Raw genomic sequence first — 13,321 nt, 5'->3', positions numbered from 1 at the left:
CCTGTAACATTAAGATTTCATACAGGGAGTTTTTTACTTTTACTTAGATTCTTATTGATCTAATAGCATCTTTCCAACCTTATAGATATCTCCTGCCCCCATGGTTAATATCAAATCTTTGGGCTGTGCATTTTCTTTGATATAGGTTGCGATTTTTTCAAAATTATCTATATAGGTTACATTTTCATGGAGAGATTGCATTTCTTGTACTAAATCTAAAGAATGAATTTCACCTGTATCTTTTTCGCGCGCTGCATAGATGTCTGTAATAATGATTTTATCTGCACCACCAAAGGAAGAAGCAAAATCATTAAGAAGCGCTTTTGTCCGGGTATAGGTGTGGGGTTGGAATATACACCACAAGTGATTATGTGGTACTTGAGATGCGGCTTCTAAGGTCGCTTTTATTTCTGTAGGATGATGGGCATAATCATCAACAATGGTGATCTCATCAAATGTACCCATTAAATCAAATCTTCTATGGGTTCCATGAAAGGATTTAAGATTTTTCACTATTTTTTCTATAGGAACACCTAATGTACGACAGCAGACGATAGCAGCTAAAGCATTATATACATTATGTTTACCAGGTACGTTTAATTGGAAATTTCCTAAATGCAGATCTTTGTGAAATACATCGAAGGAAGGATGCCCTAGGGAATCGAATTTTATGTTATTACACCAGTATTCACAACCATTATTTGAACCATAAGTAATAACATTGCAATTTATGTTTTGCAATATTTTTTCAATATGTGGATCATCTTTAAAAGCAATCAAAGAACCATTTTGTGGAATTAATTTAGCAAAAGCTTCAAAAGTTTTGATAATATGATCTAAATCTTTAAAATAATCAAGGTGATCTTCATCAATATTTAAAATGATGCCCATTTGAGGGAAGAACTTTAGAAAACTGCCTACATATTCACAAGCTTCTGTAACAAAATAGTCACGCCCACCCACTTTTACATTTCCACCAATTTGGTCTAATTCTCCACCCACGAGAATCGTGGGGTTAAAATTGCTAAACTCTAAAATAATAGAAACCATACTCGTTGTAGTTGTTTTCCCATGTGTGCCTGAAACAGCAATACTAGTTTTAAATTTTTTCATTAAAAGTCCGAGCATTTCAGCTCTGGAAATGATTGGAATATTTAGTTTGTGTGCTTTTATTAGCTCGGGATTATCTTCTTTTACTGCAGCTGTATAAACGACTAAGTCACAATGATTTAAATTATCTTCGTGATGACCGATAGAAATATGTGCCCCTTTTTTCATCAATTTTTCTGTAATTTTAGAAGCATTCATATCAGAACCTGAGATGTTATAATCAAAAGTAAGCAGTACTTCGGCGATGCCACTCATGCTTATTCCGCCGATACCGATAAAGTGAACATGATTTATATCGTGTTTGTCTAAGTCAAAATCAATCATAAAAACGTCTCCTCCAATTAGTACGTGATTTTTATTATTATTACCATATTCATGCAATAGTATAGATATATCTTGAAATTTTAAAAAGTATAATAAAAAGCTAGTAAAATTATACCATAAAAAGTTTTTTCAGAAAAAGAAAAAGAAAAAATATTAGTTGAATAATTTGTAATAACCGAATAAAATTAATATCAAACAATAAAACATTCGGAATGGAGCGTAATAAAATGAAAATAAAGAGAAATGGAAGAATTGGGGCTTTAATTAAAATTCTTTGTGATCATCCGAATAAGATTTTTACATTAAGCTACTTTACAAATAAATTTAATGCAGCTAAATCCAGTGTGAGTGAAGACATTGTAGTAGCAAAAAAGTTGATGGAGGATTTAAAATTAGGGAAAATAGAGACGATTTCCGGGGCCGCAGGTGGGGTAAAATATATTCCATTAACAAGTGAAGCGGAAAACAAGGAGATATTAGAAGATGTATGTAAAAAACTTTCCAAAACAAATAGAATTATTCCGGGGGCGTATCTTTACATGGCAGATGTTATTTATGATCCTAGAGTAGTTCGAAAACTAGGAGAAATATTTGCTACACAATTTGTAGGTCAAAAGGTAGATTATGTGGTAACGGTTGAAACAAAAGGAATTCCAATTGCGCTTATGACAGCAAATGCACTAAATGTACCCCTCATTATATTAAGAAGAGATAGCAAAGTTACAGAAGGCTCTACTGTAAGCATTAACTATTTATCGGGTTCGAATGGAAAGATACAAACCATGTCCATATCTAAAAGAGCTATACAAAGTGGGGCCAATGTGATTATTATTGATGACTTTATGAAAGCTGGAGGAACAGCTAAAGGAATGATCGATATGATGAATGAATTTGAAGCAAAGGTAGCGGGTATAGGGGTCGTGATTGCAACAAAAGAACCAGAGAATAAAGTAGTAAAAGACTATGTTCCACTGCTCATATTAGACAAAGTAGATGAAATAAATGGAACGGTGCATATCTATCCAAATGATGCATTGTTGTAAAAATTCTAAATTTTTACAACGGAAAAGAAGGAGATTCAAAGAATTTGGAGAATATATTATTCAACTTATAAGTTAGACTTAGGAAGGTGGGGATAAATATGCACGTTACAGATGTACGTGTGCGTAAGATTAATGATGAAGGAAAAATGAAAGCGATTGTGTCAGTAACTTTTGACAACGAATTTGTGGTACATGACATAAAAATCATTGAAGGACAAAATGGACTATTTATTGCTATGCCAAGTAGAAAGATAGGCGAAGGAGATTTTAGAGATATTGCACATCCTATTAATTCAGAAACAAGATCTAAGCTACAAGATCAGATATTTGCGCAATATGAAAAAGTAAAACAGGATCAGGAAGTATAAAAAACAAAAAACACTTTGCCAAAATAGTATGGAAATTAATCTATTTTGACAAGGGGTTTTTCTTTTTGTGAACACTTTTAGTCTATTGGCAAAAATGATATACTGAATGACGGACAATGATATAATACGATGAAGGATGAAATAACAAAACGTTGTCACAATAAATAGGAAAAGTTCAAAATTTGTAACCAATAACCTATAAAAATAATGTATAATGGGGAGGGATACGCATGAATCATATAATGTCTTTAATACTAGCAGCAGGGGCAGGAACAAGAATGAAATCCAAAATGCCAAAAGTTATTCACAAAGTTTGTGGAAAACCAATGGTAGAACATGTAATTGACATAACAGAAGATGTAAATACTAAAAATACAATTGTTGTAGTGGGCAATGGCGCAGATGAAGTAAAAAAAACAGTAAAACATAGAAATGTTGAATTTGTTCTACAAAAAGAACAATTAGGAACTGGACATGCAGTCATGCAGGCAGAACCGTATATTCCAAATGAAGGATATGTATTATTGTTATATGGAGATACACCTTTAATACAAACCAATACAGTAAAAAGTCTAATTGATTTTCATATAAAAGGAAATTTCAAAGGAACGATTTTGACGGCAGAATTTAAAAATCCTAAAGGGTATGGAAGAATCATTCGAGATGAGAATAAAAATGTAATAAAGATTGTAGAAGAGAAGGATACAAATGCGGTAGAAAAAAATATTACAGAAATTAATTCGGGAATTTATTGCTATGATGCCAAATTATTAAAAAAAGCATTGAAGCAATTGACAAATAAAAATGAACAAAAAGAATACTATATTACGGATGTCGTTGAAATATTTAATAAAGAAGGATATAAAGTAGGCGCTTACAAGATAGATGATGAAAAGGATATAATGGGCGTTAATTCAAGAGTGCAGTTGGCAGCAGCAGAGGAAGTGATGCAAAAAAGGATACTTACAAAGCTTATGCAAGATGGGGTGAGCGTCGTTGATCCAAAAAATACCTATGTAGAGAAAGATGTGAAGATTGGTATGGATACAGTTCTTTATCCGGGGGTTATTCTAAAAGGGAATACTCAAATTGGAGAAGATTGTATCATAGGACATAATTGCCGCATTGAAAATTCAACCATTAAAGAAGGGGTACAAATTCAAAGTTCAACCATTATAGATAGCTTTATTGATAATGATTGTACCATAGGACCCTATGCTTATTTAAGACCTAATAGTAACCTTGGAAAAAAAGTGAAAATTGGTGACTTTGTTGAAGTGAAAAATTCGACTATAAATGACAGGTCTAAGGCATCACATTTAGCATATATAGGGGATGCGGAAATTGGAAAAGATGTAAATATAGGTTGTGGTGTAGTTTTTGTGAATTATGATGGTAAAAATAAGAATAAATCCATTGTGGAAGATGGTGCTTTTGTAGGAAGTAATGTGAATTTAGTTGCGCCTGTGATTATTCGCGAAAGAGGCTATGTAGCAACAGGATCTACCATTACAAAGGAAGTTCCAGAGGGCGCATTGTCTGTAGCGAGAGAAAGACAGAAAAATATATCTGGCTGGGTAGATAGAAAAGGATTACTAAAAAAAGATTAATTTAGGGAGGCTTACAAATGAATATTAATGGACAAGAGATAAAGGTTTTTGCTGGAAATTCAAGTAAAGACCTAGCGCTTAAGATCTGTGAGGATTTAGGTGTAACTTTAGGAGATGCTGAAGTAGGTTCTTTTAGTGATGGAGAAATTGCTGTTAATATTAAAGAAACAGTTAGAGGTGCAGATGTATTTGTTGTGCAATCTACTTGCGCGCCAGTAAATAGAAATCTTATGGAATTACTGATTATGATTGATGCATTAAAACGTGCTTCTGCAGGTAGAATAACAGCAGTTATTCCTTATTATGGTTATGCAAGACAAGATAGAAAAGCAAAAGCTAGAGATCCAATTACTGCAAAGCTTGTGGCAGACCTTATTACTTCTGCAGGAGCAGATCGTGTACTGACAATGGATCTACATGCTGCACAAATTCAAGGATATTTCAATATTCCAGTAGATCATCTTTTAGGGGTGCCTATTTTGGCAAAATACTTTAAGGAGCTTCAATTAGAAGATCTGGTAATTGTGTCCCCTGACCTTGGAAGTGTTACAAGAGCTAGAAATTTTGCAAATATATTAGATACACAAATTGCGATTATTGATAAGAGAAGACCAAAAGCAAATGTTTCAGAAGTAATGAATATCATTGGAGATATAGAAGGAAAAAATGTTATATTGATAGATGATATGATCGATACAGCTGGAACCATTACAAATGGGGCAAAAGCGTTAAAAGACTTTGGTGCAAAAGAAGTATATGCATGTTGTACCCATCCGGTTTTATCAGGACCTGCTATGGAACGTATTGAAAACTCGGTTATAAAAGAGCTTATTGTCCTAGATACAATTCTTTTACCAGAGGAGAAAAAGATAGAGAATATTAAAACGCTATCAGTAGCTTCTATTTTTGCAGAAGCAATTAGAAGAATCTATGAGAATATATCTGTAAGTAGATTATTTGATTAAAAAAAGTGGAGAACTTCTCCACTTTTTTTTTATAATAACATAATTTAATATATGTTATAATAATCTAGAGATTATGAAAAAAGTTAGGAAATAGCAATAGCTGGTTTGAACTTTTTTGAGAAGCTATATAGTAGCAGCGTATGAATTTTTTTATCTGTATAGAAATTGTATAAATGGGAAAGGATGCATGAAATGTTTGTAATTGTAGGTCTGGGAAATCCAGGAAGAGAATATGTGGGAACAAGACATAATGTGGGATTTGACACGATAGATTGTTTGGCTTATAAAAATGATATTTCTATGAATAAAGTAAAATATAAAGCAGTAATCGGTGAAGGTACCATTCATAATGAAAAAGTTTTATTGGTAAAGCCACAAACATATATGAATTTAAGCGGGCGAAGTATACGTGAAATTGTAAACTTTTATAAGCTAGATATGGATGATTTGATCGTGATCTATGATGACATAGATACAGAGGTAGGAAAATTGAGGATTAGAAAAAAAGGAAGTGCTGGAACGCATAATGGGATGAAATCTATTCTTTATGAAATTGTATCCGATCAATTTCCAAGGGTAAGAATCGGCATAGGAAAGCAGAAACATGGGAATTTAGCAGACTATGTATTGGGCAAATTTGAAAAGGAAGAAAGAGCATTTGTTGACCAAACTATAAAGAATGCAGCAGAAGCTGTAGAGGTACTCATAAAGGCAGGAATAGAAATCGCGATGAATAGATATAATGGTTAATAAGAAAATAAATAGAACTTTCAAATAGCCCAGACCATGCATCTGGGCTTGTGGTGTTGTAAGTAATTGAAGGGTGTGAGTGTTTTGCAGACAAATATATTTGTACAAGGATTGGTAGGTTCAAAAGAATATGAACAAATAAAATATAGCTTGGAAAAGAACTTGAGTCCTACAATGATTCATGGACTATTAGATTCCCAGATTGCGCATATTGTATTTGCCTTGAATCAGTCGGCGCATAAACAGTGTCTCATTGTGACTTATAATGCGTATCAATCCAAAAAAATTTATGAAGATCTAAAGCTTTTTATGAAAAATAAAAATTATCAATATCCTGCAGCAGAATTGGTTTTTTATAATTATGATGCGTATAGCCATCAAGGACTTGAAGAGAGATTAAATACAACCATTCAAATGGCTAAAGGGGAAAAATGTATTGTAGTGGCTTCTATTGATAGCTTATTATATAAAAAAATGCCAAAAGCTTATTTTTGTGAAAACTTTACAAAGTTAAGCTATGGCGAAACGGTTGAACTAGAGAAAATAGTAAATAATTTTATTTTATCAGGATATGAAAGAGTAGATATGGTAGAAGCAAAGGGGCAATTCAGTATTAGGGGAGGCATTATAGATTTCTTTCCTGTTACTTCTGAAAACCCTTACCGAATAGAACTTTTTGACAATGAGATAGATTCTATTAGAAGCTTCGATATTTATTCTCAATTATCCTTGGAGAAATTAAGAGAAGTAGATGTATATCCAGCGAAAGAAATATTATTTTATGGAAAGTTAAAGAAAAAAGCCATAGAAAAAATAAAACAGGATTTACAAAAACATGCAAAAAAATTAAAAGGAGAAAGCTTAACGAGATTAAAAGAAAATTTAAATCTATTTATTGAGGAACTAGAGAATCAAAATTATCCTAAAGGATTTGAAAATTATTTAAATTATTATTACGAAAAACTAGAAGATCTGATAGATTATTTAGAAGAGGATGCACTTGTTTTTATGGACGAACCATCTCGGGTAAAAGAAAGGGCAGATACAGCATTTAAAGAAATTGGACAAACTTTCAAAGGACTACTAGAAAAGGGAGAAGTGCTTCCATCACAAATAAATTTGATGCTCGATTATGAAACATTTTTACTTAAAATTAAGAAACGACATGTTTTTGCCTTAAGTAGTTTACCCAAAAATAATCCATCCTTTACACCGAAGCATATTGTTAATTTTTCGTCTAGAATGGCACAAACTTTCCATGGGAAAATAGATTTATTTGCAGCAGAGTTAAAAAACTTTAAATACAGAGGATATAAAACCATTCTTCTTTGTGGTACAAAAGAAAGAGCAAAAAGATTAGAAGAAAGTTTAAAAGAAGAAAAAATTGAATGTAATTATTTGCAGAACATGGATGAAAAAATTCAATCAGGGCAAATTTTTATTCTTCAAGGAAATCTTATGAAGGGTTTTGAATATATTTCGAACAAATTTTTGGTTATTGCAGAGAATGAAATTTTTGGAACATATAAAAAGAAAAAAGTGAACAAAAGGAGAAAAGATGGGCGGCCTATTAAATCTTTTATGGACTTAAAGGTTGGGGATTATGTTGTGCATGAAAATCATGGTGTAGGGAAATACATAGGGGTAGAACAACTAAAATTAGAAAGGGCTAAAAAAGATTACTTAAAATTAAAATATTCAGGAGCGGATTTATTATACGTACCGATTGAACAAATGGATCTGGTACAAAAATACATTGGGTCTGATGGGGGAACTACAAAATTAAACAAATTAGGTGGAACGGAATGGAAGAAAACAAAGGCAAAGGTGAAGGGTGCCATTGTAGATATGGCGAAAGAGCTACTTCGATTAAATGCAATAAGACAAACGACAAAAGGATATGTTTTTGGAAAAGATACACCTTGGCAGGCGCAGTTTGAAGATGATTTTCCTTATGAAGAAACACCCGATCAGATTAGATGTATAAAAGAATTAAAAGAAGATATGGAAAGATCTGTTCCTATGGATCGATTGCTCTGTGGGGATGTGGGGTATGGAAAAACAGAAGTTGCCATAAGAGGTGTTTTTAAATGTGTAATGGAGGGAAAGCAAGCAGCCATCTTAGTACCTACCACTATTCTTGCACAGCAGCATTACAATACCTTCATGCAAAGATTTGCACAATTTCCAATTACAATAGAAATGTTAAGCAGATTTAAAACAGAAAAGGAGCAGAATGAAATTTTAAAAAAGGCTCGTGCAGGGGCGGTAGATATTCTCATAGGAACGCATCGCATTATTTCTAAAGATGTAACTTTTAAAGATCTAGGATTATTGATTATTGATGAGGAACAAAGATTTGGGGTGCAGCATAAAGAGTCATTGAAGCAACTTCGGAAAAATGTAGATGTGCTTACCTTAACAGCGACACCTATTCCTAGGACACTGCATATGTCACTTATCGGGCTTAGGGATATGAGTGTGATTGAAGATCCGCCAGAGGAAAGATATCCAGTACAGACTTACGTTTTAGAATATAATGATGAAATTATAAGCGATGCAATTATCAAAGAGATGAGTAGAGGGGGTCAAGTTTATTTTGTATTTAATCGGGTAAAAGGAATCGAGCAGATGGCTTCGAAAATAAGAAAACTAGTACCAGAAGCAAAAATTGCTGTTGGGCATGGACAAATGAGTGAACGGGAACTAGAAAATATCATGTTAGATTTTATGAATGGAGAATATGATATTTTAATTTGTACAACGATTATTGAAACAGGATTAGATATATCTAATGTGAATACGATCATCATATATGATTCAGATAAAATGGGACTTTCTCAACTGTATCAGCTAAGAGGTAGAGTGGGTAGATCTAATCGGTTAGCTTATGCTTATCTCACGTATCAAAAGGATAAGATTTTAACAGAAATTGCAGAAAAAAGGTTAAAAGCCATTAAGGAATTCACTGAGTTTGGATCAGGGTTTAAGATCGCTATGCGCGACTTAGAAATCAGAGGAGCGGGAAATCTTCTAGGAAGCCAACAACATGGGCATATGGCTGCTATTGGATATGATTTATATTGTAAACTTTTAGAAGACACGGTAAGAGAAATGAAGGGGGAAAAAATAGAGGAAATTATAGAAACATCTATAGAGATTCATATAAATGCCTTTATTCCTGCAAAATATATTGTGAATGAAACTCATCGACTAGAAATTTATAAAAAAATGGCTTCTATTCGAGATGGGCAAGATGTTTATGATTTAGAAGAAGAGATTGAAGATCGATTTGGTAATTTACCAGAAGCTGTGATGAACTTAATTTCTATTGCTTATATTAAGGCAATGGCGCAAAATCTTGGTGTTGTTCGTATAACAGAAACAAAAACCCATGCGAAATTAGAATTTGATAAAGCAAATAGGATGAATCCTATGGTCATTAGTGAAGTAATTGCATTTTATGGCAAGCGGATACAAGTGAGTGTGGGTATCAATCCACATATAACATTGAAATACTATTTTGAGAATCAACGCATAAAAGAAATCCGAGGATGCTTAGAAAAAATTAGCGGTTCCAATAAGTAGAGATTTCAGATATAATAAAGCTTAGGAATAAATTTGGACACACAAGGGAGAGGATATGATGAAATTTATAAAATCAAAAATTTTTATAGTTGTAGTACTCGTATTCGTAATGATTTTTGCAGTAGGATGTACGAACAAAGCTACAAGTATGAATGAAAAAGATGTAGTTGCTAAAGTGGGGGAGCAAGTAATTGGGTTAGAGGCATATAATAAAAAATTGATTTTAATCAAAAAGAATATTGAGGAGCAATACGGAGAAAAGATCTGGAGTATGGACATGAATGGTAAGACGTATTTGCAAGCAGTTCAAGAAAAAGTTTTAGACCAGATGATTGATGAAGAAGCCATTGTGAAATATATGCAAGATAAGAAAATTGTAGTGAGTGATAAAGAAATTGAAAAACAATATGAAAATTATAAAGAAAGTATGAAAGATCAAACAGAAGCCAAGAAGTTTTTAGAAGAAAATGGCATAGATGAAAGTTTTGTCAAAAATCAGATAAAAACAGATATGTATGTAAATAAGTTCCAACAGAAAATGATAGAAGATTTAAAGCTAACAGACAAAAAATTAGAAGCGGACTATAAGAAAAATGAGGCTGTTTATACAAAAGATCAAACAAAAGCAAGTCATATTTTGGTAGAGGATGAAAAAACAGCAAAAGATCTGTTAAAAAGAATCAAATCAGGAGAAGATTTCGGAAAACTTGCAAAGGAATTTTCAAAAGATCCAGGTTCTGCTATGAATGGTGGGGATTTAGGCATTTTTGGAAAAGGTATGATGGTACCAGAATTTGAAGCAGTTGCTTTTTCTTTAAAGCCAGGAGAAGTAAGTGATCCAGTAAAAACACAATTTGGCTATCATATTATTAAAGGGGATACAATAAAATTTGAAGATGTAAAAGAAAAAATAAGAATGGATATGATTCAAAAGAAAATTGTGGATCAATTAGATGCAATAAAAAAAGATCTAAAAATTGAAAAGTTTCCTGAAAAAATAAAGTAACAATCTGTGCACAGCACAGATTGTTTTTTTTATAAAATAGTTTTAGAAAATTTACCATGCATGTATAAAAAAAGTATATAAGTAAAATAATAAGTCTACAATAATTATTTTGAAAATAGTAGATTATATTTAGGAGGGAGAAACTTTGAAAGCAACAGGAATAGTAAGAAGAATTGACGATTTAGGTAGAGTAGTAATTCCAAAAGAAATAAGACGTACACTAAGAATTAGAGAAGGGGATCCATTAGAGATCTTTACCGATAGAGATGGAGAAGTAATTCTAAAGAAATATTCTCCAATTGGAGAATTAAGTGAATTTGCAACGGAATATGCGCAGTCTTTAAGTGATGCGCTTGGGCATGTAGCTGTTGTAGCAGATAGAGACACAATTATTGCTGTAGCAGGAGGATCTAAAAAGGAATTTTTAGAAAAAAGAGTAAGTAAATCTTTAGAGAAGGCAATGGAGGGAAAAAAAGCATTAAGCATTCATGAAAAAGAAAATATGTACCCATTAACATCTGATGGATCAGATGAAGAGAAATATTATTCTCAAGTGATTGTACCCATTGTTTCACAAGGAGATGCTATTGGTGTTGTTGCAATTTTATCAAAAGATGATGAAAAACCAGTGGGCGAGTTAGAACTAAAAGTAGCAGAAACAGCTGCGAATTTCTTGGGAAAACAAATGGAACAATAAAATCAGGAATAATACATATGATATTAGTAGTAGCCACTGGCTACTACTTTTGTGTTATGTGGAAAAAATGTAGCACAATTAAGTTTGAATATTATCGATCAATCAACAAACATATTATATATAACAAAATGCGCTACAATTATGAAGTTGGAATAAAATCGCACAAATGGTATATAGTTTGATATAATAGATTTGTTTAGTAACTTTAAATTAGATGAATATTGGAGGAAAATAAATGAGCAGTAAGTCATTTTTGAAAGGTGCGGCCATTCTGGCGGCGGCAGGCATTATTGTAAAAATAATGGGGGCTTTCTTTAGAATTCCTCTTGGAAATATGATTGGTAGTGAAGGAATGGGATATTATCAAACTTCATATCCTATTTATGTTGCCCTTTTAACCATATCAACGGCAGGTATTCCAACGGCTATATCAAAACTTGTTTCGGAGAAAAATGCAGTGGGAGATAGATATGGTGCGCATAGGATTTTTAAGGTTTCTTTTGCATTGTTATTTATAATTGGAATTGTTACATCTGCTATTTTGTTTTTTGGATCAGGAATGATTGTGAAGTTCATGAAGAATGAAGGTGCGCGTGCTTCTATGGTTGCCATTGCACCAGCATTATTATTTGTACCGATTATGGCAGCTTTTCGAGGATATTTTCAAGGACTTCAGGATATGGTACCTACAGCTATATCACAGATTATTGAACAATTTGGAAGAACTGTTGTAGGGTTTTTATTGGCTTATTATCTTTTGAATAAATTAAATAAAGGATTAGAAATTGCAGCGGCAGGCGCTTCTTTTGGTGCAGCAGCAGGAGCCATTACAGGAACGCTCATGATTATCCTTATTTATTATATGCGACGTAAAAAGATTTTAAAAGAAATTGGCCTAAGACCGATTCAAAAACAAGAGCCTGCTGGAAAAATCCTTACTAGAATTTTATATATTGCGATTCCGATAACAATTGGGGCTGCAATTTTACCTATTATGAATATGATTGATGCGACAATTGTTATGAGAAGGCTTCAGGCTATAGGATTTTCTCCTGATGAAGCAAATGGATTATACGGACAATTGACAGGTTTTGCTGCACCGCTTATTAACTTTCCGCAAATGCTTACAGTAGGTTTGGCTGTAAGCTTAGTTCCTGCAATATCTGAAGCAAGTCAAAGAAGAGATATGAAGACTGTAAGAAGTACTGTTCAAATGGGAACAAGGATCGCAGTCCTAATTGGACTTCCAGCAGCTATGGGGCTAGTAATTTTAGCAAAGCCTATTATGATCTTACTATTTCCACTTAAACCAGAAAGTGCTATTGGTGCAGCAGGTTCATTAGCTATTCTTGGCATTGGGGTGATCTTTTTATCATTGGTGCAGACATTTACAGGGATATTGCAAGGATTAGGAAGACCTACGGTTCCTGTAATCAATTTATTTATAGGGTCTATTTTTAAAATATTAGCTACCTATTTTTTAACAGGAATACCTTCGTTAAATGTAAAAGGTGCTGCCATTGGTACAGTTACTGCCTATGCAATCGCTGCGATACTCAACTTCTTTGCAGTAAAACGGTTAACAAAAACTAAATTTAGTGTTACAAACTTTGTCATAAAGCCAGTTATTGCTGTGAGTGCCATGAGTATATCTGTACTTTTTGTGTATACACGATTTGTAGATGTTTTTGGGAACAAATTGACAACTGTAGTAGCCATAGGTGTGGGTGCCCTTATTTATGGACTGATGCTTCTTACAACAGGAGGGATTACAAAAGAAGATTTTGAAATGATTCCAGGGGGAAGAAAGATGGCAAAAGTGTTGGGTATGATGGGGCTACTGAGGAAATAATAAATAAA

The 13,321-nt window shown here is 33.0% G+C and carries 10 protein-coding genes; 9 read left to right on the top strand and 1 reads right to left on the bottom strand.

The features are described from left to right. Positions 1-51: 51 nt before the first annotated feature. A complete protein-coding gene (gene murC / locus EV214_RS13615; RefSeq protein WP_132246705.1) occupies positions 52-1,434 on the bottom strand; it encodes a UDP-N-acetylmuramate--L-alanine ligase in 1,383 nt (460 codons plus the stop codon). 227 nt (positions 1,435-1,661) lie between these two features. Between murC and purR the strand changes: the two genes are divergently transcribed. The 9 genes from purR to EV214_RS13570 all read left to right on the top strand — a co-directional run bounded on the left by purR (position 1,662) and on the right by EV214_RS13570 (position 13,313). Beyond that, the gene (gene purR, locus EV214_RS13610) at positions 1,662-2,477 is read left to right on the top strand and encodes a pur operon repressor (RefSeq protein WP_132246703.1); all 816 of its coding nucleotides are present in this window, start codon (positions 1,662-1,664) and stop codon (positions 2,475-2,477) included. Between the two features lie 98 nt (positions 2,478-2,575). Continuing rightward, positions 2,576-2,845 carry a septation regulator SpoVG gene (gene spoVG / locus EV214_RS13605; RefSeq protein WP_132246701.1) on the top strand — a complete coding sequence of 90 codons (270 nt, stop codon included), beginning with the start codon at positions 2,576-2,578 and terminating at the stop codon, positions 2,843-2,845. Between the two features lie 230 nt (positions 2,846-3,075). Beyond that, positions 3,076-4,455 carry a bifunctional UDP-N-acetylglucosamine diphosphorylase/glucosamine-1-phosphate N-acetyltransferase GlmU gene (gene glmU, locus EV214_RS13600; RefSeq protein WP_132246699.1) on the top strand — a complete coding sequence of 460 codons (1,380 nt, stop codon included), beginning with the start codon at positions 3,076-3,078 and terminating at the stop codon, positions 4,453-4,455. 17 nt (positions 4,456-4,472) lie between these two features. Beyond that, the gene (locus tag EV214_RS13595) at positions 4,473-5,420 is read left to right on the top strand and encodes a ribose-phosphate diphosphokinase (RefSeq protein ID WP_132246697.1); all 948 of its coding nucleotides are present in this window, start codon (positions 4,473-4,475) and stop codon (positions 5,418-5,420) included. A 192-nt stretch (positions 5,421-5,612) separates the two neighbouring features. Then, entirely contained in the window at positions 5,613-6,170 is a 558-nt protein-coding gene (gene pth / locus EV214_RS13590; RefSeq protein WP_132246695.1) for an aminoacyl-tRNA hydrolase, read from the top strand. 84 nt (positions 6,171-6,254) lie between these two features. Further along, complete coding sequence (gene mfd, locus EV214_RS13585) at positions 6,255-9,758, top strand: transcription-repair coupling factor (RefSeq protein WP_243116669.1); 3,504 nt, start codon at positions 6,255-6,257, stop codon at positions 9,756-9,758. A 58-nt stretch (positions 9,759-9,816) separates the two neighbouring features. Then, entirely contained in the window at positions 9,817-10,764 is a 948-nt protein-coding gene (locus EV214_RS13580; protein ID WP_165916373.1) for a peptidylprolyl isomerase, read from the top strand. A 145-nt stretch (positions 10,765-10,909) separates the two neighbouring features. After that, a complete protein-coding gene (gene spoVT / locus EV214_RS13575) occupies positions 10,910-11,461 on the top strand; it encodes a stage V sporulation protein T (RefSeq protein WP_132246691.1) in 552 nt (183 codons plus the stop codon). A gap of 235 nt (positions 11,462-11,696) precedes the next feature. Further along, positions 11,697-13,313, top strand: coding sequence for a putative polysaccharide biosynthesis protein (locus EV214_RS13570; protein WP_132246689.1), 1,617 nt, complete (start codon positions 11,697-11,699; stop codon positions 13,311-13,313). Positions 13,314-13,321 lie beyond the last annotated feature (8 nt).

It is taken from the genome of Marinisporobacter balticus (assembly GCF_004345705.1).
Classification (GTDB): domain Bacteria; phylum Bacillota; class Clostridia; order Peptostreptococcales; family Thermotaleaceae; genus Marinisporobacter; species Marinisporobacter balticus.
Note: the sequence above shows the minus strand (reverse complement) of the source record. Positions and strands in the feature narration are given on the sequence as shown.

What these genes read in the sequence shown, in the direction of transcription:
- murC (WP_132246705.1), bottom strand. Translation starts at nt 1,434, where the DNA reads ATGATTGATTTTGACTTAGACAAACACGATATAAATCATGTTCACTTT.
- purR (WP_132246703.1), top strand. Translation starts at nt 1,662, where the DNA reads ATGAAAATAAAGAGAAATGGAAGAATTGGGGCTTTAATTAAAATTCTT.
- spoVG (WP_132246701.1), top strand. Translation starts at nt 2,576, where the DNA reads ATGCACGTTACAGATGTACGTGTGCGTAAGATTAATGATGAAGGAAAA.
- glmU (WP_132246699.1), top strand. Translation starts at nt 3,076, where the DNA reads ATGAATCATATAATGTCTTTAATACTAGCAGCAGGGGCAGGAACAAGA.
- EV214_RS13595 (WP_132246697.1), top strand. Translation starts at nt 4,473, where the DNA reads ATGAATATTAATGGACAAGAGATAAAGGTTTTTGCTGGAAATTCAAGT.
- pth (WP_132246695.1), top strand. Translation starts at nt 5,613, where the DNA reads ATGTTTGTAATTGTAGGTCTGGGAAATCCAGGAAGAGAATATGTGGGA.
- EV214_RS13580 (WP_165916373.1), top strand. Translation starts at nt 9,817, where the DNA reads ATGAAATTTATAAAATCAAAAATTTTTATAGTTGTAGTACTCGTATTC.
- EV214_RS13570 (WP_132246689.1), top strand. Translation starts at nt 11,697, where the DNA reads ATGAGCAGTAAGTCATTTTTGAAAGGTGCGGCCATTCTGGCGGCGGCA.